Below are 21,289 nucleotides of genomic sequence, written 5' to 3'. Positions count from 1 at the left end.
TTATATTACATCTTGAGCTCCCCGGGAGAGATTCCGTAATATTTTTTAAAAGCACTGCTAAAATTATTCTGGTGACCATAGCCCGTCAACAAGGCCACCTCATAGACAGTCATTTTATCTTCGAGCAGATAACTTTTGGCTTTTTCCATCCGCACTCGTGTAAGGTAGTCGTGAATGGTCACTGAAAAATATTCCTTAAAGTCCTTACGCAATTTGCTTTCACTGGTTAGCACCTCCGCGGCCAGTTCTTTTTGCGTCGGCGGATTGGCAATACGCTGTTCAAGAATCTGCCGTGCCATCTCCAACCTTTGCACTCGAAAGCTCCCGCCATCCCGTAGATCCAAAGGAAGCCTGGCTTGCAGCAGCATTAAAAGATATTGTAGGAAACCTACGGATCAAAGCAATTTCATCCACGACTTATTTTCCGACGCCGGTAGACGAAAATTTGCTACTGAAAACAAACTTTAGGTTAAAGTGAGCAACTTATTGAAGCTGGATTTTGTTATACTCCTATTTAAATTTAAACCACTTTTCATAGATGATAAAGCAGAAAACAGCATACATTTGTAGGAATAAATACGAATCTTTGTATAGAATCGTTATAAATAAAAACAAGAACATGTTAAGTCAACATATCAAAGAGCAAACGCACGCAGCTCACCAAAACGTAGAAGGAACGATCGTGCGCCAATTGAAAAATATTCGTTCAGAAGCAGATTACGCAGAAGTATTGAAAGGCTTCTATGCTTATTTCCGTGCTGTAGAAGATCGCATCGCTCCTTTTGTAACCGCAGAAGTATTGCCAGATTTGGCCGAACGCCGTAATTCATCGTACATTAAAAGCGACATCGAAGCTTTGGGTGGTAACGTAGACAACCTTCCAGAAGCAAACGCTCCAGCGGTAGCCAATGTACAGGAAGCACTTGCATCATTATATGTTTTGGAAGGTTCAATCATGGGCGGCCCATATATCGTGCAGATGCTCAATAAATATGGCGTTACCAAAGGAACTTCTTTCTTCGAAGGTTATGGCGAAAATAGCCGTGACATGTGGGCTGGTTTTACAACAGTATTGAACAAATATTCCGAAGATCCGGCAACTTATGATCGAGCAGTAGAGATTGCAAACCAAACTTTTTATAACTTTGGCGAAGTATTCACTCCTATTGCCAGTGCGAACTAAAATTGGAGTGTTCGTGTTTAATCCCATAAATGGAGCAAAAAGACAATAAATCTAAATGGCTTAAGCGTGCCGGAATTGGAGCATTTCTCTTCTTTCTGGTTAAAGGACTTGTATGGCTCGCTGTATTCTTTTTCGCAGCGAAGTCCTGTAGCATATCTATTTAACACAAAAAAAGAAGCATTCCTCTATCGCACAAAAAATGCATCAGATGAGTGCATCTTTTTTAGCCCAGGCTAGCCTGTGTTTTTTTACCTCGAGCGCCAATGTCTTCATGTTGTGTTCGTATTGTGTTCGGACCACCTTCGGAGTTCAACAATCTCGTGATCATTATTGACTTAATTCCGACCAGGTAATTCCTGTTCAGGGTCTGGACAATATCTGTTCAGCACCTGTACAATATCTGTATCGCATCCGAATAAGGTACGAAGCAGGTACGAATCTGCCCCCCATACCGGCTTGTCCATCACCTTGTACTTTTGTAACCACTGTGTGATACAGCTCCAACCCCTTATGGCTGATAACCTGGCAAGTTATTTATTTGCTATTGATGATATAGAGCCTCTTCAATTACCCGAATTCATTCCTTATTGTACAAATTTTATTATAAAACAAGCAGAAATCTCCCTATAATTGCAGTCGGGAAAATTTCATCTCATAGTGAAATCCCCATTCAGACATGACAATTAACAGTAAAAACGTTACGTTATCACCAACATGTCCTATCAATAATTACATGAACTAACGATACGATGAAAAGAAAACTCCTTTTTATTCTAATATGCTTTGGCTTAATGGCCAGCCGAGCCATGTGTCAGGAAAAAGACGTCGATTTTAGCAAAGCCTATATTGCCCAAAACGATGGCAAGACAACTGTTGAGATCAATGAGGCGCAGGAACTCATCTATATTATCTTTGCAATAACTGACTTTGGTAAGGAAAACCCAAACATGACCAAGCAAAATACAGCGTATTTTGAGGAGGTCAAAGCACATTTTACCCCATTTTCCAATTTGCCTATCGTAAAGAAATTTGATCAGCAGCTGCGAGAGAATCTAACCAACTATTTCCTCTTAGCGGCCAATGTATATGGCTTTAAATTTAAAAACGATCAATTAGTACCTACCAACATCTATATTTTTCCAGCGAGAGGAGTGGGAAATTATCAGGTCAAATCAAATCCCATCCCCGGCTACAAAAACGATCTGGAAGAATTTGCCAAACAGAGTGGATACCGGGCATTCTACAAAGCGCATCAAACCTATTACGACAGCCTTCGTACAGCATATCAGGAGTATGCTTCCATTGCCGAGCAGAAAGAATGGTTAGAACATAAATTCGATTATACAATCAATAGCTACCGTGTATTGACCTCCCCCCTGATTGCCGGAATGAATGCGACCCACACCTTCAAGTACAAAGGTTTCAAAGAAATTCTGCTTTTTTTACCAACCCTTCGCGAAGATGAATCCTGGAGCCCCAAATTCAAAAAAGCCTTCAATACACGCATCATTTTCACAGAGATAGACCACAACTACGTAGGTCCATTGAGCGAAAAAAACAAAAAACAGATTGATGCAATTTTCAATAACAGGGAAGTATGGGTAGATTCAGCGAACAAAAGTACGGTTCATTATCCGACTCCGGTAAAAGTATTCGATGAATATTTAACCTGGGGACTTTTCATTTTATATTGTTACGACAAGTTTGGAGAAGATCACGATCTTTTTGGACAGATAGTTGAAAACGTCAATGATATGATGGTCAATAAGAAAGGTTTTCCCAAAGCAGATGAATTTAACGCCGAATTATTTCGCCTTTATAAGGACAACAACCCGAAAGATATTCAGGGCTTATACAAACCACTGCTGGACTGGTGCGAGAAAGAAAATTAACGCTATCCCGATAATATTTAGTAAATTAAAGCTGAGAAGGAAATAGGCCGCCAAAAATGTGAATGTATACGACCATAAGGATTCAGCATAGCATAAGGGGATGATCGTCGAAATATATTTAAACACAATACGTACGGAGAAACAATGATGAATATTAGAATTATCGGTTCTGGCAGTTATATTCCACCCCATAAAATAACCAATGCAGATTTTGCCGATCATCTTTTTTTGGATGAAAATGGGCAGCCATTTAAACAACCGGCTTCTGTCATAGAAAAATTTAAAGCAATCACCGGCATTGAGGAACGTCGCTACGCCGACGCTGACCAGGTGGCTTCAGACCTTGCTTTCCGAGCTGGTCAACTTGCCATTGAAAACGCAGACATTGATGCCGAAACCTTGGATTATATTATTGTTGCGCATAATTATGGCAATGTGCCATCCGGCAAAATCCAATCGGATACTGTACCAAGTTTAGCGAGCAGAGTGAAAAAAAAGTTAGGGATCAGTAATCCCAAATGTGTGGCTTATGATTTACTGTTTGGCTGTCCCGGCTGGAACGAAGGCGTATTGCATGCCAACGCTTTCATTAAATCGGGTATGGCAAAGCGCTGTATGGTCATTGGCGCAGAAACGCTTTCCCGTGTTATAGATCCTTTTGACCGGGATTCGATGATTTATGCGGATGGCGCCGGTGCTGTCGTCGTCGAAGGCAGCACCACAGAACAAGGGCTCCTATCGTATGAAAGCGCAACTTATGCGCTTGAGGAAGCTGAATATCTCAACTTTGGAAGCTCGTATCAACAAGAGCAGGATCCTGATATCCGCTATATCAAAATGAAAGGGCGTAAAATCTATGAATTTGCCCTCAGCAAAGTTCCCTTAGCCATGCAAGCCTGCCTCCAAAAAGCAGATCTCGATATCACAGCAATCAAAAAAATACTGATCCACCAAGCCAACGAGAAAATGGACGAAGCCATTCTCATGAGATTCTATGCCCTATACGATACAGTTCCACCACCCGACATTATGCCGATGACCATCCATATCTTAGGAAATAGTAGTGTGGCTACCATTCCTACGCTCTATGATCTTATTTCGCGTGGTCAGATAGACAACCAATCCTTGCACGAAGGCGATATTATTCTATTTGCATCTGTTGGTGCGGGCATGAATATCAATGCTTTTGTCTATCGCGTATAGCTTTGCCGGGGCGATAGACCCCGCTCGTATATCGCAAGTTTTAAGCGTGATAAGAATTTATTTTATATAAAAAAAATAAAACACTGTATATATCAATAATTTATACTTAAATTTGGATTATAATCGGCTCCGCCTTTGCTTATCTGAAATCGTCAAGTTTTATTTACTGCTCAGTTTTCGCATTTTCAGAAGCTTTTTTGTTAGCAAAACGGAGGTAAAGACCTTTTTGGACTTGAGTCAATCCAAGATCATTAAAATCAGATCCCATTTCTTGCAAAAAATCGATTAACTATTGTTCATATTCATTTATCACAATAGTGTAGTACAGATTACTTTAATATAATTTATAAAACAATGCAAGAAGGAACTATTAAATTCTTCAACCAAACAAAAGGTTTTGGTTTTATCACGCCTGCGGGTGGTGGAGACGACATTTTCGTACACGTATCTGGTTTAATCAGCGAAGTACGCGAAAATGACAGCGTAACATTTGATGTAGAAAATGGTAAAAAAGGCGTTAATGCAGTTAACGTACGTATCGCATAATTAAGTAAACACACAAGAAGATAAATTATTTATCTTCTTGCGAAGTGTAACGGGCAACCGTTACACTTTTTTTATTCATTTTTTACCCAAGTACCGACTAAAAATCGGAGAATTTATCGATCTGGGTTGCTGAAGACTTTTACAATCCAGCCAACATCACTTCTTCCTGCCGCAGAAAATAGGGACTGCTATCTTTGAATCTCCCACGCTTCCGCGAATACTTTCTGATGAGACTAGAAACGACATCATCGGTTAGCTCATGCCCCTCCAACGTAGGAAAACCCTCCCAACGCACAATTCCCTCAGGATCCACTAGAATGCAATGTGGTATTCCCTGAACTTCGAGCTGTTTCTTCAACTTCGCTTTCGTATCAATCGCTGAAAAATAATCAATTTTAATCTCCTTCGCCTTTTTAATGACCGCTGCTTTTTCATCCGAAAGGCCAATGATCACAAGTTTATCACCATACTTCTTATGCCACTCGTTGAGTTCGGGAATAACTTTCCTGCAGGGTCCACACCAGGTGGCCCAAAAATCAATGAGGATAAATTTACCCTTTGTATCCGGCACATCAGTCAGCCATTGTTCCACCTCCAGTTTTGGCGCTTGTTGATTCAAAATTGATTTTGCCCACAATTTCTTATTGTTGTTGCTTTCTTGCGCATGACCGATTACATGGATCAGACAGAGCGCAAATAGAAAGAAAGCTTTTGGAATAAAGTTCATGTTCATAAAACAGCTTGTTTAGTTCCCCTAATTTATGCATTTTTTTCCACAATCATTTGATCGTTTCATCCTACGCAACAATTTCCAAAAGATACATTAGTCGTCCTTATTAACCAAAACACCACCTATACCTTTAATCAATATAAAAACCACAATACGCTGTATATAAGCAATTAGAATATATACATAAAATAACACCACTGCAAATTATTTGCTGTACGGCTCATATTTTTTGTAATGGAACTATATGTATATCCCTATCAAATAATAACGTGACCTGGACATCCAACCACGAAAACAATACCCTAATCCACTTTATCAAAAGCTAAATTAAGGTGTTCAGTATACAAAAAACCAACAGGCCCCGTCCTTTTGCCTATCTGCCAAGATAAAGTACGAGTTCACTGCATTCTTTCCTTCGAAAATGTAGGGCAACCCTATTAAAGAAACACATCTTTCTGAAATCGAAGCAGTCCTGTAAAGCCAACAGCGAGTTGATTCACGCATCTGCCAAACTGACATAACACCAAAATAATATAAACATAATCCTATATCAATAAGCCACTTAAATAGTTTAATATAAACAGATAGTTACAAATTAATCTCTTTATAGCACATCAACTTCGCCCATTGAGTACCATCCGTCAGCGGTTCGCCCTGCGATGCACGATGAACTCTTCCCTGGCCTGTTTTAAAGTTTCCCTTTTTTGCATCATGCGCGCTAGGCATTTCATTGACTCAGTAGCCCAACTTATCCTGGGCAAAATGCTTTTCCTACATTTATGCCTGCCGTACGTACTACATTATTTCTCCATTTCTTATTAGCTATAAAAAAGCAACATCGAAGCGGGTATTGCCATCATAAGTATTGAAGTAGGACATTGAATGCTTATTATTTAAGAGGGGACATACAAAAGGCCAAGAAAGTATCTTGGCCTGATGCAACATATTATTTGGGGTGTTTTCTAGCCCTATACAGCAAAAATACTGCCGAAATTTAAACCGGCCCCTTATTTTATTTTTAGACTAGACATGATATGGTACTGTGATCTATAAAATAGCAATTTTGCTTCAATCTAATGACAGCAAAAGATTAAATCGGCGCCGTTTACAGTACTAAACCAAAATGTTCTTTGAGCGCCGTACGTGCGGCATGATAACCACACATGCCATGCACCCCACCTCCAGGAGGGGTCGACGATGAACAGAGATAAATCGAGTCGACCGAGGTACGGTACGGGTTTAGGGCCAATATAGGTCTACTGTACAGCTGTGAAATATCCATAATCCCACCATTGATATCACCACCGATGTAATTGGGATTGTACGACTCGAGTGCTGCAGGAGAAAAGGTATGCTTGGCCAGAATAGTATCTTTAAAGCCCGGTGCAAAGCGCTCGATCTGATTTTCGATCGCTTCGGTATAATCGACCCTACTTCCATTGGGGACATGACAGTATGCCCATCCCGTATGTTTTCCATCGGGAGCACGGCTGGAATCAAATGCACTCTGCTGTGCAAACAACACAAAAGGCTTGTCCACTTGCTTTCCAAGATGGCTTAGTCGCTCGTTCTCGGCAATTTCTGCATAGGTATTGCCCAAGTGCACGGTAGCAGCCTGCTGGCAGCGCCGGTCTTTAAAGGGCGTCTTTTCTGATAATGCCCAGTCAACTTTAAATACCCCCATTCCCTGCCGAAAGCCTTCAAGGCGCCTGCGGTAAGCGCTACCCAGTTCTATTCCTTTAAAGGCGAGCAACTGCCGCGGCGTGATATCGCAGAGCAGGACTTTATGGGAGGGCAGATCGCGAACGTCCTCTACCCAAAAGCCCGTTTGGATCTCCCCGCCCAAGGATTTATAGTAGCTTAATAAGGCATCGGCAATGGATTGCGAGCCTCCTACGGGGATCTGCCAGCCATATGTGTTACCTACTGCCGCGAGCACAATAGCAATAGCGGAAGTTGTCCAGTTACTTAGCGGCTGAATTCCATGGGCCGCCATTCCCGCCCATAGAGCCTTAGCCTGTGCACTGGCAAAACGCTTTGCCGTCCAACTTGCCGGCTGAAGCGCATCCAGACCAAAGGAAGCCAACCGTAACGGATGCTTCGGCAAGGATAGTGGCCCCATAATATCGGCAGCAAGGTCTTCCCAATGTGTCGCGACCTTTTCCACCAGCTTGCGATAGCTTTCGCCATCTGGCCCCAAGCCTTTTATGGTTTCGGCAAGACTATGGTAAAGAATTCCCGTTTCCCCATTGTCCAGTGGGTGTGCCGCCGCATACGTCGGCTTCACAAACGATAGCTCATATGCTTCCAAAGGCAAAGCCCTGAAAAATGGCGACGCCATGGCCATGGGATGGATTGCCGAACAAACATCATGTCGGAAGCCCGGAAGTGTAAGTTCCTTGGTCCGCATTCCCCCACCGACCGTATCAGCACCTTCAATCAGCAAGGTACTGAGCCCCTGCTGCTGAAAGGTAATGGCTGCCGCCAGTCCGTTCGGTCCCGAGCCAATAATAATAGCGTCAAATCTTCGCATGTGTTATCGTGTTACAGCCTATTAGTCGCAGCCCGTATTGGGCTGATCCTTTTTTGAACCTTTTGATGATGTGGAATCCGACTGTGCTTTGCCATTTTCCTTTTTCTTGCCCGCAGATCCGCAGGAGACTGTAAATGTCGTTAAAACAAATGCTAAAAGTCCAAGATTGATTATTTTTTTCATATGTTATCCATTTAATTTACGATGCTGTTGAAATACGCTGGTCTTAAATCGTATGTTCATCCAAAAAATATTCCCGATACCGTTGCTTTAACTCCTGTCGCTGTGTGCTATCGAGCTTGACCTTCGGATCGGTCTGCGATACGACCGTGGAAACAACCTTATGCACACCTTTGCCTTTTTCAATAAATAATACCGTTGGTGAAGAAATCCGTTTGATGGAATCAACGCTCACAGCCGTATAAGGATTGAGGATATCATGAAATTTGGCCAAGATAGCTTCGTAACCCGGGCTACCAGCCTTGGTTGTGATCACCTTACCTTCTTTATCCTTCTCTTTGAGATCCCGGATATCGTGGATATTGAGGTAATAGATGGCCGCCTTTTCCTCCTGGGCAAATTCCAGCAATGGCGTTATGGCATTGCGAAACCATGGACAACTGGGCCATCCAAACAGCACAATGCCGTTTTCCAGCTCCAGCACATCCTGTTCGGTCGCATAAACGATCCGCGGATTGTCGGGAATCTGTACCGGCACTTTATTCGTTTTATTCAGGCTTTCGAGCTCCTGCTTAAAGCGCACTCCTTCTTGCTTTTTAAACGAAACCTGACTATTTTTTACGGCTTCCTGGGTGTCCTGTCTGGATTGGCAGTTCGTCATATTGAGCAATACCGCTACCGCTAACAAAATACTAACCAATAGTTTTAAATCTTTCATATCATGTATGCATTTAAGTGTAATCCCTCGTGTTAATTCACCGATTGCTTGTAGGTTTTAATATGTTCTCCGATATCCCATACCTGCGCTTTTGGCACCGATTCATTGATCAGGCTACTTGCAATGGCCGAACGATAACCCGAAGCGCAGTGCACGACAATAGGTTTATCGACCGGTAGTTCAGCAATATGCTGCTTCAGTTCCGCCAGCGGAATGTTATGCGCCCCCTTGAATACTGGCCCGGCCTTAGCCTCCTCGGCCGTGCGTACGTCGACTATAAAATAGTGATCTTGCGCCCGGTCGAAAGCAGTCTGGTCAAAAGCTGTCGAAGGCTGCCCTGCGAAATCCCCATACAGCACGATCCCTTTTACAAACTGCTCATAGCCAATTTTGGCCAGTTTTTCAAGCTGCACCTGCCCCTGCTCTTTGGTATCCACAACGAGATAAAAACCGTCTTTCGGTTCAATAAAAGTCCCGACCCAAGATTCCGACTTGCTCCGTTCGGGGATATTGATGGCGTCTGGAAAATGCGACGCTCTAAATTTTGAAGCAGCGCGTGTGTCAAGGACAGTGCTCGATTCATAAGGCACCGCAGCTGCTGAAACCGATGAAATATCCGACAAAGAAGCCAATAATGGCTTTGCGCCCCGACGGTTCAACTCCACATTATAAGGAAAATAGATCGGTATCGGCGAACGGTCTGCTAAGATCTGCTTGACAAACGCTTCTTCGGATTGTTGCTGAAAGGCAAAATTATGAGACTTTTCCGCAGCGATGGTACTTTGCTTCGCGCCTTTTATGGCATTGCCACAGAGCGATCCGGCACCATGGGCTGGATACAGAAGCACCTGATCGCCTAAGTTGGCATAGACATCATGCACGGTATGATAGAGCTGCCGCGCCAATTTTTCGCGTACTGTCGCCTGCTCACCCGAATACTCGCGCAAATCGGGCCTTCCAACCCCGCCAATCAGCACCGCATCCCCCGAAAAGATGGCCACATCACGACCGTTTTCTTTTAGCAAGACGGAGATGCTGTCGGGCGAATGCCCCGCTGTATTGATGGCATGCAACACGATATGGTCCGAAATCTTCAATCTATCGCCATTGTCAAACGTATGATGCGGATACGTTGCACGGACAAGCTTGCTCACATAAATCGGAATTTTCTGCTCTTGATGGATCTCCAGATGTGAACTCACAAAATCAGCATGCGGATGGGTCTCTACAACGGCGATAATTTTGGCCCCCTGTTCCTTTGCATAAGCGTAATAAGGCCGCGGATCACGGGCAGGGTCCACAAGTACAATTTTCTTATCGGCCAAAATCGCATAGGAAAACTGTGCGAGGCCCTCATCTTCGAACTGTTTGATACTGTAGCCCGCCCCGGTGTGATCGGTATTTCCAAAACAGGATATGCCCTGGCCTGCCGAAGCAAGCGTGAAAAAGACAGCTGAACGGTGGATAAATGATCTTCTATTCATAACATGCTATTTTTTAAGGTGATTAATAGGTAAAGAGGGTGTTTTTCATATACCATTCTTTACCGGTGAGATAGGATTCTTTAACCCGGTCGAGCGTAATTTCAAGGTTATTACCGCTGGCATCCAGCCCCTTGAGTCTAATCTGCTCTGGCGTTGGTCGTTCGTAAGCCCATTTCAGGATACCTAAGCTATCGCCCTGTGCTTTTCCGTAAAGGGCCTTCAGCCCCACATCCAGTTTTTCATCGAGTTTTTTTCGTTGCTCCTTACTAAATTTCTGATTTTTGTCGATCAGGTACAGCGCATGTTCTGCCGAGTCTATTTCATAATACAGGTAATTCTTTCCTCCGGCCCGGCCCGTAAATTCATACGTTTTGAGCACATCATTCAAGGCTGGCGTACCATTACCAAGATCAATGGAATTGGCTTTGTTGACCTTGTAGACCAAGGTCGAATAGCGTTCAAAAAAGGCTTCATGCCAACGTACCGAATCTGCCGGTGAATAAGGTTGCGGCTTTCCATTGAGCAGAAAACCCGAAACTTCATAATGTCCTGCTGCTTTTGCCAGCCCTGGAAGCACCGGCTCCTTTAAACGCCCTTCATCATAGAATCGCTCATAGCGATAAAAGCCGTAAACGAATATAAACAGCACCACAATGACTGACTTAAGACCGAAATACAGGGGTTTATTCCACTGCTTGAGAAATTTGGGCACATAGTAATAGGTGCTCACCGGTTCGCGCAGGATAAAAAGCTTCCAGATCGCTGGCAGGTACTGCAGCAATAGAAAAAGGGAAAGCAAAACAAAATACGAACTGTAAACATGTACCGCGCCATCATAGGCGATATTGGCATGAGCAATGTTAAAGAGCACGCCCGCATTGATAATGGCCCCTATCACAACAGTAGGCCGGAAGAAGAGTAAACTTCCTGCTGCGATCTCCAAAAAGCCTAAGAAGATCTCATACTTATAGGATACACCGACGATTTGCCAGTACAACTTAAAGGGAGCATATTCGCCGATGTCGGTATTCAGATTGGCAAGTGATGGAAAGGGCATCTGCATCGGAAAGAACTTGATAAATCCGAAGGCAATAAGTCCCAAAGCAATGCGGTAACGCACCAATACGCGCAACCAATAATAAAGCGCATCGTAGCGCTGCACCTTGCTATTCCGGGCCAATATCGTCCAGATGGAAGCACCCAGCACGGCTATCAGGCCATTGAGCCACCAGGACGTATACGATGCGAACCCCCATTTGCCACTTTCGCTGTCTATTTCGATCCAACCTGTGCGCGAGCCACCGGCGATCGTTGCCATCCAATCGTATAGCGAATCGGGTTTAAATACTTTTTCGTACCAGTCCCCATCCAGGGGTACCACCATCAGGATAAAGAAAATAAACGTAAATCTAAATCCCACTTTCTCCCAGTACTTCCAGCCCTGCTCCTGCTGGATGGTTGGAGTGCTTTCCAAATATTGAATCGTTGCCATAAGCTTAGTCTAAATTTGAATCGTTAATAAATACGGATCGGCTTTCTACGCCCCTCCTGCAACAGGTATTTCTTGCTTATTTTCTCCAGGCGCACATGCAGGGAATCGCCGAGTTGGTTTACACCATCAAGCACAAGTGTGCGCTTATCCGGGCGATTGACCACAAAGGCAAAGGTGTGGCCTTTACTGACCTTTCCCGTCAGTTTGATCGCTGTCTCCGCCTTGTTTGCTCCTTTTTTGATCGCATAAGCAAAGAATTCGCGGCCACCATTGCCCAGATATTCGTAGTTACGCTCCCGGTTGAAGGCGATACGTGGTTTAAGGCTATCAACCCGGACGGAACGGTTTCCACGTATGCTGAGCGTGTTCCATTTTTCAAAAACCACGTCCTTCCACCGCAATGTATCGCTCAGCGAATACGGGATGGTATCGCCCTTCCACACGAAATCTTTCACATTGTACACCCCTGCTGCTCCTTCCAACCCTTTTTCATCGGGGAAGGGATAATCCGAATTCTTCCAGCTCAGGTAAGCCTGCACGCTAAATACAGCGATCAGCAGCAGGAATAAGACCTGCAGATAAGGGCGAATGCGCGCAATGCGGCGTCCATACTCAGGCCAAAACCCATCGGGGACAGTTGCTCCCTTTTTAATCAGGAGCTGATAAAAACGGGGCCAGTCGTACGAAAAGATCACGACCGCAAGCAGGAGTAAAAATGAACTATACACCTGTTCACCGATTTCGTACACATAGTTGACGATAACAACATTGAGCAATACAGCGATAAGCAGCCCCGACCCGATGATTGCTGTGCGCCGGTTCAATAAAAAGAGTCCACTCACAATTTCTAGCGCACCAATTACCGGTAGATAACCCGCGGTTGCAATGCCGTTGGTCAGGTAATAGAGCTTCCAGAGCAGAAAATCACCATATTCGGTATGCAGCTCGCTAATGGTTGGTTCGGGAAGTTGTATAGGGATGATTTTGACGAGACCGATAAAGATCATTGCTAAGGCTAAACGATAGCGTAGCAGCACGCGCAGCCAATAAAATACGCTATCATCATTGGCCTGAAAAGATTGCCTGATTTTACGGCCAAAGGCCCAAAATAACAACAACGCGAGCAGCAGCGCAATAGCCCAGTTGTAATATCCGCGCACATCCGTACCGACGTAAGGGCTCTCCGCAATAAAAGAAGTGCGGTAAGTGGCCAACGCAAACCAGTTCTCCAAGGAAAACAGATCCCCAAATGAACGGTCCTTAAAAAGATTTGGATCGTAAGGGATACTGAGTATCAAAAAGAAAATCAGGCCAATGTATACGATCGCTGAGCGATGGCGCTTAAAAAAATGAGAGTCTGTTAATATGGTCATTTCAATACGATTAAATGAAAAAAAACACCTGATTCATGCGGCTCAATCCAAACCAGGATTTTGCTGTAGATCCGGATCTATCGAAACCTGAGCGTACGGTATCGGCAGCAAAAGCCTATTCGCGGAAGAAATATTAAGCACCTGCTGTGCACGTCCCGTCCGCAAAAGATCATACCAGCGATGGTTCTCCAGGGCAAATTCCACGCGGTTTTCATCTTCCACAGCCTGCAGCAGTGCCGCAGCTCCGAGCCCTTGCAAGGGCTTAATATTCGCGCGCGAGCGTATGGCATTTAAGTCGGCCAATGCCGCTGTCAGATCGCCCGGGCCATTCCGCTGCGCCAACGCTTCGGCGCGGATCAGATAGAGCTCGGCCGTACGGATCAAAAAGGCGGGGTCAGTACGGTCTGTTCGGTAATAGAGATTGCCGATCAGGATATTTGGATCTGTGGATGAAGTGGTTTTGGACACGAGCGCAGCACGATCCCCTCCGATCGTAGGATCTACCAGTAGGTCGTAGATACCCTGCGAAGGTCTGATCCAGGCAGTCCCGCCATTATTGCCCGACAACCATTGACTGGTCTGCCCACTGGTATTGTTGATATCATAGACCAATTCGAAGACAGACTCTTTGGTGTTGGAGGTATTGTTGGCATAAAACGAGCGGTATGGATTGACCAAGCTATAATTGGCGTTGTCGTCAATAATATAGGATGCATATTTTATGGCTTCGCTCCAGTTTTTCTGGTAGAGGTAAAATCTTGCCAGGAGCGCGCGGGCTGTTTTCTTGGTAGCGCGGATGCGATTGGTGTCATTAGGCAAGAGCTGTTCTGCTTTTTGCAGGTCCTGCAGCACCTGCGCATAGGTGTCGGCCAGGGAGCTTCTTTTGACCTGCGGCAGACTGCTGGCCGAAGTTGTCGGCTGCAACACGATCTGTACACCACCCCAAGTTCTGGCCAGATCAAAATACGCCAGTGCGCGCACAAAATAGGCTTCCCCCACAAGCTGGTTGCGGTAGGCTTCGGTGAAACTCGTCGTCAGCGCGAGGTTGGGTACTTTGCTGATCACATGGTTGGTCCTGTTGATGGTGGCATAGATCTGATTCCAAGCCGTAGCCAACACAGCGAGGTCGGATTTGACCGTATGATTGGTCAGCGTCTGATGAACAGTTTGGCTACCACGATACACGATGTTGTCTGCCGAAAAGAATCCCAGCAGCTGAAAGCTATAGCCATAATAATCGTTGGACCGAAGTGCAGAGTAAATGCCTCGTACTGCTGTTGCGGCAGAACTCGCATCGACGATAGTCACTTCATCAGATACTGAACTCCTGGGCTCCACATCCAAAAAAGAACTGCAGCCACTGAGCTGAAGGACAAGAAGCGGATAAAGGAAATATATAATTTTTTTCATGAGCTTTACGGATTAAGGTTAACGTTTAAAGGGTTACATTGAGCCCAAGCTGAAACGTACGGGGCTGCGGTGGAGTTCCAAATGTGCCTATCCCCTGCGCATTTGGGTTGCTGGTGACATTCGATTCGGGATCGCCTGTATATTTGCTCCAGATAAAGAGGTTTGATCCTACAAAATAGATCCGCGCTGCAGACAGCTTCGCCCGCTCTACCAGCTCTTTCGGCAGTTTATATCCAAAAGAAAGCTGTCTGAGTTTCAAAAACGAGGCATCTTCGAGATAACGGCTATTGGCATCGATGGTATAGTTGAGCCCTTCCGATGTCAGTCGGGGCACATCGGTGATGTCCCCGGGCTGCTGCCACCTGTTCAGCACATTTTGAGACACACCACCACTGCTGGGATTACGCTCCCTGAAATAGCGGTTGAGGTTCACCGCGTAGTTGCCATATTGGAAACTAAAGTCTACGCCCAGATCGAAGTTTTTATAGGTAAAGGTATTACCTATACCTCCGTAAAACTTGGGATAGGCATTGCGAAACACCTTCCGCGCCGAAGTCGGCAAAGAACCATCGCTCAGCTGTCCGTCAAATACCACCTTTCCGGTCTGCGGATCGACATACAACTGTTCATACAGCCAGAATGAGTTGAGCGAATAACCTTCTTTCATAATCACCCAATCGCGGGTATACTGGGTGATTTGCGTGGGCAGTTTCTCAATTTTATTTTTATTGCCCGAGATGTTGAAGCTTGTATTCCAGGCAAAGTCTTTTGTTTTCACGTTGAGCGAGTTGATCAACACTTCATAGCCTTTGTTGCTGATTTCACCCACATTGGCCCAATACTTTGAAAAACCGGAACTGCCGACAATAGGTCGTTCGAGCAGCAGATCGGAGGTATATTTATGGTAAAGGTCTACGGTAATGGACAGGCGATTTTTAAAGAGCGCCACATCCAGTCCAAGATCGGCCTGTGCTGTTTTCTCCCAGCGCAGATTTTCGTTACCCAACTGGAAAGGACCTGTACTTGGCAACACCTTGCCGTAGCTGTCCGCATATTTTTCATTGCCCGACCAAAGACCTCTGGCGGCGAAATTGCTGATTCCGGCCTGATTGCCCGTCAATCCATAGGAAGCCCTTATTTTCAGGTCGTTTAACCAGGTTTGATCTGCCAGAAAGGCTTCTTGACTAATCCGCCAGCCCGCCGAAAAAGCGGGAAAATACCCCCATCGGTTGTTGGCACCAAACTTGGACGAGCCATCTGCCCGCAGGGTTGCCTCTGCAAAATAACGGTCGGCATAGCTATAGCCTACCCTTCCAAAATAGGAAGCAATGGTATATTTAGTCCAGTTGTCGGCGGCAATGATATTGGCTGCCGAGGAAATCTGTTTAAAGGAATCATTGGCAAAACCATTCCCCTCCAAATACTTGTAATCAAGTACATTGCTCTGCAAGGTATTTCCCAAAATAGCATTGAGGCTATGCTTGCCGAACGTATGCTGGTAGGTCAGGGTTTGCTCATTGATCCAGGTTGCATTTCGCGATATTCCCGACGTCGCCTGATTGTTATTTGCGATACCGATACTGGTTTTGCTGTTCCAGTATTGTGATTCGTCGTAGAGGTTATAGTCGGCACTAAAGCTGGATTTGAATTTCAGTCCCTTCAGCAGATCGATTTCCGCAAAGGCACTTCCTATATAGCGTAGGCTTGTGGTATTGACATCGTAGTTGTCTACCAGGGTATAGGTGTTATCGGTACCATTGATTGATCCATCGGTATTGAATATCGGCACATTCGTTGCCGAAGAAACGGCCGAATTAAACAGGCTTACCTGTGGGCCATCGCCTGTACGTGCCTGATTGCGGTAGGTTCTGGAAAAATTATTGGTCAGGCCGATCTTCACACGACTGCTGAGCTGATGGTCAAAATTAAACTTGAGATTAGTACGTGAGAAGTCGATCACCTTGATAAAAGCTTCCTGGCCCGTGTAGCCCGCACCAATATAAAAACGCGATTTGTCTCCGCCCCCTTGGATGCCGATGTTATAATCCTGCAGCTTCCCGTGGCGCAAGAGGAAACCAAGGCGATCGTAAGTAGGCTGATCTTCGGGATTTCCTTTCCCGCCTTCCGAAACAGGACGGTAAGGCCTGTTGGCGAAAGTCTGTTTCAATGCCGGATTGTCCAGTCCGGAGTTTATCCACCACTCGTTGGCGAGGGTTGCCGTTTCGGGACCTGTAGCCAGTTTGGGCAACAGGGATTTATTGGCTTCAGCCCAGCCCCCCTGCAGGTTGAGATCAATTTTGGTCCGGCCACCGTAGCTTCCCTTTTTGGTGGTAATGATAATCACACCATTGGCCCCCCGGGAACCATAGATTGCGGTAGCAGATGCATCTTTCAGCACTTCAATCGACTCGATATCTGCCGGGTTGATATCTGTGAGCGGCGAACTGGTCCGTCCACCGAGCCCGATATTCTGAAGCGAGGTATTGTTTAAGATTACCCCATCGATAATATATAAGGGATCGCTACTGGAGTTGATGGATGTTGTTCCGCGAACCCGCAGAAAGATACTTTCGCCAGGGACACCCGAGTTGGTGGAAACCTGCACTCCCGAGAGTTTACCCTGCAACTGGGCATCAAAACTGGCTACCGGAATTTTGTTGACTTCGGCAGCGTCGATCTTGGCAACTGCGCCCGTTAGGCTTCTTCGTTTTTGTACACCGTAGCCCACAACAACCACTTCATCCAGGTCGGAAACGCTCGGTTGAAGCAAGATCTGAATCTGCGCCTCCCGTGCGGTAATCTTTCGACCTTTATATCCCAAAAATGAAGTGGAGAATGTCAACGGAAGCCGTTGCCCCGTGACAAACTGAAATCTCCCCGACGCGTCGGTCTTTACTTGGTGCGTCACGCCTTCGAGCTTTATGGTAACGCCTTCAATAGGCCGATTGGTAATCGAATCCAATACAACACCTTTTAAGGTAGCGTTAATAAGGGGCTCAGCTTGCTGCGAAAATGCAGGCAATAGCAAACCATGTGACAAAAAAATTGTCACGGCGTACTTCCATACGCTATTTTTCATAGGTAAAATTTTAACAGTGAATATTTACAAGTGCCAACGCCAATTGATTACTTGTCAGAAAAGCTGCTTTTTATGGAAAGAAGTACTTCCCTTTAACCGCAGCTACACATTCGCTTATTGAAATCAGAACAAAAGGATGTACCATTGCGCAGACCTGCGCTCGGTTGGAAAGGATTTAGATAAAATTTGCCGTTCATAAATAATGAATTAAGTAAAACATTGTGATCATTACGTGCGGAAGATACGGCTTGTACGCAAGACAGGCTTATCTCCTAGGTTGATAAAACAAATATAGTAAACATAAAATAAATTCTATAATATTAGTAGACTTTATTTTCAATAATCTTTTTCCTGACCAAAAATAGAGTCAATCAATGTAGAAGAGCGGGCGGGAATATGTACATTTGAATACAGACAATTACCAGTCAGATCATGCACGCTACGCAGGGCAGCAATAGGAGTCGTTTTTTCTCATAATACAAGTGCCAAAAAGCCATTGGATAGCGCCAAAAAGAGACATAATGGACTAGGATGACCAAGCCGATACTTTTCAAACTCCGTTTTTTTTTATTAAATTTAATCGCATAGGGGCAACAGAGCCTCCTGTCAACATTTGGGCCCGTCTCAGCAGCGCCTATGTTGGCTGCTCAACCTTTAAAACAAAACAGAAGATGGCAAAATTAATCAAAGTTGGAGTTTCACTATTGATTCTACTCGTTTTGGTACGATGTTCAGGGCTTCAAAATGAGCCATCTGAAAATTTCGATTGGCTCGTGGGAAAATGGCAGCGTACCAACGAAACCAAGGATAAAAGGACCTTTGAATATTGGAAGAAAATCAAAGACGCTGAATATGTCGGTTTTGCTTTTACCCTACATAACCTGGATACCATACATCAGGAAAAAATGCAGTTATCAAAATCCGACGGTAGCTGGAATTTAAAGGTTAAAACACCCGATGAAAAAGATTTTATCACTTTTGAGATGACCATGATGAAGAACGGTCTGTTTGAATGTACGAATGACTCGCTCCCCTTTCCTAAAAAAATTACCTACTGGCGGGACGGTGAAAAGCTGAAAGCAAATGTGGCGGGCGACAGCCTCCAAATTCCCTTCACCTTTGCTAAGATTTCAAAATAAACATATTCCTGTCAAAAACACCTTTATACTTTGTCGATCTATTTAAGACCAAATTCCAAAATAAAATGCGTCATAGTCGGAAAAACAGATCTCGTCAATATTGCCATGAATAAAGGCTACATTGTGCACCTGATGTTTCTCGGCCAATCCATTGGAAAGCTCCACCAGTGATTCGCGCTGTTCCACACCATAAAACATTCCCTGGGTGCAAGAAGCGCCAACAAGGCAAAATTTCCCTGCTCCGGCACCAATATCCAGGACTTTGTCCATGGGAGATTCAACCAGGTACTCGGCAGCCATTTTTGCGACATGAACAGGTGTCCAGTGGCGTTCAGCCAATTGTTTTATTTTGGACGGGTATATATCATCAAATACACTGTCATCAACATCCATATTCGACCGAAGAGCTTTAAAAATCATTCGCTTTCACCTATTTAACCTTTCGTACTGCATATACAAACCATTGAAAATAAAACCCCTAGATCATTGTCGTTCCAACAACAAACTTTCTAATACTCATCATATAACCCAAATGCAGCCCTTCATGAAAATTATTCCATTCGAAGGCATCATATATGGAGGTTAAATGGAAGCCCGTTCCGGTTGTACGTTCCTGATAGTGGACAAACTTTTTGTTATTAAAATCACGTATGGTCGGCTCAATCTGCTCGAGGAGTAATCTTTTAAGCAGATCGGCTTCCTGTTGCGATACAGCCGCTGAAGGCCGTGTTCCGGACTGATAATTCACAAACACTTCCCCGGGGATATGTCCCGCTACCCCAGATCCGATATAAATTAATTTATGCTGTGTGGCAATGATGTGCCCGATATTCCAGATCAGGTTGTTGCTAAAGCCTTCGGGAATGCGGTTAAGCTGTTCCAAAGAATAATTGTCGAAGAACTTAAGGTAAGCCATGCGGCTTTTTTGCCAGGCGCGAAAGAGTGAATCCATAAGATTTAAATAGGGTTAAAAAACGCGATCCTGATCGCTTTCCGAATGCACTTGGCAATAGTTATTGCCTGTAGTTTTCCATTTTAGTCCCCAGTGATGCAGATTCAGGATAATCTTCAACAGTTCCTTACCCTTTTCTGTTGGGCTATAGCGTATCTGAGGCGGTACGGTGTTTTCAATTTCTTCGGTAACGACAAGCGATTCTTCTTTCAGCTCCTTTAAACGTTTGCTCAGTACCTGATCTGAAAGTGTCGGAAACATTTTTTTTAAGGTGCTGAATTGCGATACATCCGCTGCAATACAGTATAGAATCTGCATTTTCCAACGCAACGCTATTTGCGCCAGTACTTCGTTCACATCACATGCCTGTGCCAAAGTCTGTAGATTCTCCGTGTTGGTGGACTGTTTTTTTCGGGGTGTTGCCATTTTAAATATCGAGTTATAGCCACTCACTTCAGGATGAGTTATTGTGCGGACAAAAGCTTGCCTATACCTTTGTCAGGTATTAAAAACAGTATAAAATTATAAAAAAATGAAACAACTGCGAACTTTATTTCTGCTTGTCCTGCTAAGCTGCGGTATGTTAAGTGGATACGCTCAACACCAAGATCATCGGCCTACCTATGTGCTGGTTCACGGGGCCTGGCATGGCGGCTGGTGCTGGCAGGCCGTCGCACAGCAGCTCACCGATGCTCACTACAGGGTCTACGCCCCGACGCTGACGGGGCTTGGTGAACGTAAACACCTGATCGAGCCTTCGGTCGACATCAACACCCATATCCAGGACATTGTCAACCTGATCGAGATGGAAGATCTGCACGATGTGTATCTCGTTGGGCACAGCTATGCCGGTGCTGTGATTGCCGGAGTTGCCGATCGCATTCCCTCACGATTACACAAGTTGATTTTTCTCGACGCCATGATTATTGAAGATGGCCAGAGCCCCATTTCATTGCAACCCAAGGCAGTGCAAGAAATTCAGCTCAAAAACATTCAGCGGAAAGAGAATTTTGCGCCTTTTGACGTTGCACTATTTGGTGTTACAGCCCCCGGCATGGTTTCCTGGGTCAAGGAAAGGCTCAGCGCACAACCCTTTGGCACATTTGCACAGCGGCTGCACTTAAAAAACAAGTATGGCAATGGATTACCCTTGGTCTATATCGCATGCACCGACCCCCAGCTGCCCATTATGAAGGAGATGAGCGAAAAGGTACGCGCCGACCACAAGCTCAACTGGCACTATCGGGAGATCGCGACGGGCCACGATGCCATGCTCACAGCACCTACAAAATTGGCTGATATGCTGGTGACACTGGTGGACTAACGTTCGAATGCTCTGTTGGAAGACCTTATTGCGCTAGACCAAAAAGCTGAT

Annotated in this window: 20 protein-coding genes; 6 read left to right on the top strand and 14 right to left on the bottom strand. The window is 44.9% G+C overall.

The genetic code is table 11. The annotated features are described in order from the left end of the window. Nucleotides 1-5 precede the first annotated feature (5 nt). Entirely contained in the window at nt 6-368 is a 363-nt protein-coding gene (locus B3E92_RS02485) for a helix-turn-helix transcriptional regulator (RefSeq protein WP_070566473.1), read from the bottom strand. A gap of 251 nt (nt 369-619) precedes the next feature. On the opposite strand from B3E92_RS02485, the gene B3E92_RS02480 reads away from it, so the two are divergent. Continuing rightward, the gene (locus tag B3E92_RS02480; RefSeq protein ID WP_286769365.1) at nt 620-1,183 is read left to right on the top strand and encodes a biliverdin-producing heme oxygenase; all 564 of its coding nucleotides are present in this window, start codon (nt 620-622) and stop codon (nt 1,181-1,183) included. A 335-nt stretch (nt 1,184-1,518) separates the two neighbouring features. Here the strand turns inward: B3E92_RS02480 and B3E92_RS02475 are convergent, their stop codons facing one another. After that, nucleotides 1,519-1,647: a hypothetical protein gene (locus B3E92_RS02475; RefSeq protein ID WP_286895213.1), complete on the bottom strand. Its 129-nt coding sequence runs from the start codon at nt 1,645-1,647 to the stop codon at nt 1,519-1,521. Nucleotides 1,648-1,932: 285 nt separating this feature from the next. Between B3E92_RS02475 and B3E92_RS02470 the strand changes: the two genes are divergently transcribed. The 3 genes from B3E92_RS02470 (at nt 1,933) to B3E92_RS02460 (ending at nt 4,824) form a co-directional block, all read left to right on the top strand. Next, nucleotides 1,933-3,075 (top strand): DUF4932 domain-containing protein, encoded by a 1,143-nt coding sequence (locus B3E92_RS02470; protein WP_286895211.1) that lies wholly within the window; start codon nt 1,933-1,935, stop codon nt 3,073-3,075. 144 nt (nt 3,076-3,219) lie between these two features. Continuing rightward, nucleotides 3,220-4,278: a 3-oxoacyl-ACP synthase III family protein gene (locus tag B3E92_RS02465; protein WP_286895209.1), complete on the top strand. Its 1,059-nt coding sequence runs from the start codon at nt 3,220-3,222 to the stop codon at nt 4,276-4,278. A gap of 354 nt (nt 4,279-4,632) precedes the next feature. Beyond that, nucleotides 4,633-4,824 carry a cold-shock protein gene (locus B3E92_RS02460; protein ID WP_286895207.1) on the top strand — a complete coding sequence of 64 codons (192 nt, stop codon included), beginning with the start codon at nt 4,633-4,635 and terminating at the stop codon, nt 4,822-4,824. Between the two features lie 139 nt (nt 4,825-4,963). On the opposite strand, the gene B3E92_RS02455 is transcribed toward B3E92_RS02460, so the two are convergent. The 9 genes from B3E92_RS02455 to B3E92_RS02415 all read right to left on the bottom strand — a co-directional run bounded on the left by B3E92_RS02455 (nt 4,964) and on the right by B3E92_RS02415 (nt 17,823). Beyond that, complete coding sequence (locus B3E92_RS02455) at nt 4,964-5,557, bottom strand: TlpA family protein disulfide reductase (RefSeq protein WP_286895206.1); 594 nt, start codon at nt 5,555-5,557, stop codon at nt 4,964-4,966. Nucleotides 5,558-6,659: 1,102 nt separating this feature from the next. Beyond that, complete coding sequence (locus B3E92_RS02450; protein ID WP_286895205.1) at nt 6,660-8,087, bottom strand: phytoene desaturase family protein; 1,428 nt, start codon at nt 8,085-8,087, stop codon at nt 6,660-6,662. 21 nt (nt 8,088-8,108) lie between these two features. Further along, nucleotides 8,109-8,270: a hypothetical protein gene (locus tag B3E92_RS02445; protein ID WP_156167749.1), complete on the bottom strand. Its 162-nt coding sequence runs from the start codon at nt 8,268-8,270 to the stop codon at nt 8,109-8,111. Nucleotides 8,271-8,313: 43 nt separating this feature from the next. Continuing rightward, complete coding sequence (locus B3E92_RS02440) at nt 8,314-8,985, bottom strand: hypothetical protein (RefSeq protein WP_286895203.1); 672 nt, start codon at nt 8,983-8,985, stop codon at nt 8,314-8,316. Between the two features lie 32 nt (nt 8,986-9,017). Further along, complete coding sequence (locus B3E92_RS02435) at nt 9,018-10,469, bottom strand: MBL fold metallo-hydrolase (RefSeq protein ID WP_286895202.1); 1,452 nt, start codon at nt 10,467-10,469, stop codon at nt 9,018-9,020. Nucleotides 10,470-10,491: 22 nt separating this feature from the next. After that, complete coding sequence (locus B3E92_RS02430; protein ID WP_112374640.1) at nt 10,492-11,961, bottom strand: hypothetical protein; 1,470 nt, start codon at nt 11,959-11,961, stop codon at nt 10,492-10,494. A gap of 23 nt (nt 11,962-11,984) precedes the next feature. Further along, nucleotides 11,985-13,334, bottom strand: a complete 1,350-nt coding sequence (locus tag B3E92_RS02425; RefSeq protein WP_286895200.1) for a beta-carotene 15,15'-monooxygenase — start codon at nt 13,332-13,334, stop codon at nt 11,985-11,987. A gap of 42 nt (nt 13,335-13,376) precedes the next feature. Next, nucleotides 13,377-14,744: a RagB/SusD family nutrient uptake outer membrane protein gene (locus B3E92_RS02420; RefSeq protein ID WP_286895198.1), complete on the bottom strand. Its 1,368-nt coding sequence runs from the start codon at nt 14,742-14,744 to the stop codon at nt 13,377-13,379. A 25-nt stretch (nt 14,745-14,769) separates the two neighbouring features. Beyond that, nucleotides 14,770-17,823 carry a SusC/RagA family TonB-linked outer membrane protein gene (locus B3E92_RS02415; RefSeq protein ID WP_286895197.1) on the bottom strand — a complete coding sequence of 1,018 codons (3,054 nt, stop codon included), beginning with the start codon at nt 17,821-17,823 and terminating at the stop codon, nt 14,770-14,772. A gap of 671 nt (nt 17,824-18,494) precedes the next feature. Between B3E92_RS02415 and B3E92_RS02410 the strand changes: the two genes are divergently transcribed. Next, nucleotides 18,495-18,962, top strand: a complete 468-nt coding sequence (locus B3E92_RS02410; RefSeq protein WP_172462377.1) for a DUF6265 family protein — start codon at nt 18,495-18,497, stop codon at nt 18,960-18,962. Between the two features lie 42 nt (nt 18,963-19,004). Here B3E92_RS02410 and B3E92_RS02405 read toward each other — a convergent pair whose 3' ends face one another. Genes B3E92_RS02405 through B3E92_RS02395 form a run of 3 tightly spaced genes read right to left on the bottom strand, consistent with a single transcriptional unit; the run spans nt 19,005 to nt 20,340 of the window. After that, on the bottom strand, nt 19,005-19,382 hold the full coding sequence (locus tag B3E92_RS02405) for a methyltransferase domain-containing protein (RefSeq protein ID WP_286895194.1): 378 nt from the start codon (nt 19,380-19,382) through the stop codon (nt 19,005-19,007). Nucleotides 19,383-19,440: 58 nt separating this feature from the next. After that, the gene (locus tag B3E92_RS02400) at nt 19,441-19,914 is read right to left on the bottom strand and encodes a DinB family protein (RefSeq protein WP_286895192.1); all 474 of its coding nucleotides are present in this window, start codon (nt 19,912-19,914) and stop codon (nt 19,441-19,443) included. A gap of 15 nt (nt 19,915-19,929) precedes the next feature. Then, the gene (locus B3E92_RS02395; RefSeq protein WP_112374635.1) at nt 19,930-20,340 is read right to left on the bottom strand and encodes a winged helix-turn-helix transcriptional regulator; all 411 of its coding nucleotides are present in this window, start codon (nt 20,338-20,340) and stop codon (nt 19,930-19,932) included. 106 nt (nt 20,341-20,446) lie between these two features. Between B3E92_RS02395 and B3E92_RS02390 the strand changes: the two genes are divergently transcribed. After that, complete coding sequence (locus B3E92_RS02390; RefSeq protein WP_286895190.1) at nt 20,447-21,238, top strand: alpha/beta hydrolase; 792 nt, start codon at nt 20,447-20,449, stop codon at nt 21,236-21,238. Nucleotides 21,239-21,289: the final 51 nt, after the last annotated feature.

Source organism: Sphingobacterium sp. UBA6317, assembly GCF_002440385.1.
GTDB lineage: Bacteria > Bacteroidota > Bacteroidia > Sphingobacteriales > Sphingobacteriaceae > Sphingobacterium > Sphingobacterium multivorum.
Note: the sequence above shows the minus strand (reverse complement) of the source record. Positions and strands in the feature narration are given on the sequence as shown.

Bases quoted from the DNA above. Each gene is read 5' to 3' on its own strand.
- B3E92_RS02485 (WP_070566473.1), bottom strand. From the start codon at position 368: ATGCTGCTGCAAGCCAGGCTTCCTTTGGATCTACGGGATGGCGGGAGC.
- B3E92_RS02480 (WP_286769365.1), top strand. From the start codon at position 620: ATGTTAAGTCAACATATCAAAGAGCAAACGCACGCAGCTCACCAAAAC.
- B3E92_RS02475 (WP_286895213.1), bottom strand. From the start codon at position 1,647: ATGGACAAGCCGGTATGGGGGGCAGATTCGTACCTGCTTCGTACCTTA.
- B3E92_RS02470 (WP_286895211.1), top strand. From the start codon at position 1,933: ATGAAAAGAAAACTCCTTTTTATTCTAATATGCTTTGGCTTAATGGCC.
- B3E92_RS02465 (WP_286895209.1), top strand. From the start codon at position 3,220: ATGATGAATATTAGAATTATCGGTTCTGGCAGTTATATTCCACCCCAT.
- B3E92_RS02460 (WP_286895207.1), top strand. From the start codon at position 4,633: ATGCAAGAAGGAACTATTAAATTCTTCAACCAAACAAAAGGTTTTGGT.
- B3E92_RS02455 (WP_286895206.1), bottom strand. From the start codon at position 5,557: ATGAACATGAACTTTATTCCAAAAGCTTTCTTTCTATTTGCGCTCTGT.
- B3E92_RS02450 (WP_286895205.1), bottom strand. From the start codon at position 8,087: ATGCGAAGATTTGACGCTATTATTATTGGCTCGGGACCGAACGGACTG.
- B3E92_RS02445 (WP_156167749.1), bottom strand. From the start codon at position 8,270: ATGAAAAAAATAATCAATCTTGGACTTTTAGCATTTGTTTTAACGACA.
- B3E92_RS02440 (WP_286895203.1), bottom strand. From the start codon at position 8,985: ATGAAAGATTTAAAACTATTGGTTAGTATTTTGTTAGCGGTAGCGGTA.
- B3E92_RS02435 (WP_286895202.1), bottom strand. From the start codon at position 10,469: ATGAATAGAAGATCATTTATCCACCGTTCAGCTGTCTTTTTCACGCTT.
- B3E92_RS02430 (WP_112374640.1), bottom strand. From the start codon at position 11,961: ATGGCAACGATTCAATATTTGGAAAGCACTCCAACCATCCAGCAGGAG.
- B3E92_RS02425 (WP_286895200.1), bottom strand. From the start codon at position 13,334: ATGACCATATTAACAGACTCTCATTTTTTTAAGCGCCATCGCTCAGCG.
- B3E92_RS02420 (WP_286895198.1), bottom strand. From the start codon at position 14,744: ATGAAAAAAATTATATATTTCCTTTATCCGCTTCTTGTCCTTCAGCTC.
- B3E92_RS02415 (WP_286895197.1), bottom strand. From the start codon at position 17,823: ATGAAAAATAGCGTATGGAAGTACGCCGTGACAATTTTTTTGTCACAT.
- B3E92_RS02410 (WP_172462377.1), top strand. From the start codon at position 18,495: ATGGCAAAATTAATCAAAGTTGGAGTTTCACTATTGATTCTACTCGTT.
- B3E92_RS02405 (WP_286895194.1), bottom strand. From the start codon at position 19,382: ATGATTTTTAAAGCTCTTCGGTCGAATATGGATGTTGATGACAGTGTA.
- B3E92_RS02400 (WP_286895192.1), bottom strand. From the start codon at position 19,914: ATGGATTCACTCTTTCGCGCCTGGCAAAAAAGCCGCATGGCTTACCTT.
- B3E92_RS02395 (WP_112374635.1), bottom strand. From the start codon at position 20,340: ATGGCAACACCCCGAAAAAAACAGTCCACCAACACGGAGAATCTACAG.
- B3E92_RS02390 (WP_286895190.1), top strand. From the start codon at position 20,447: ATGAAACAACTGCGAACTTTATTTCTGCTTGTCCTGCTAAGCTGCGGT.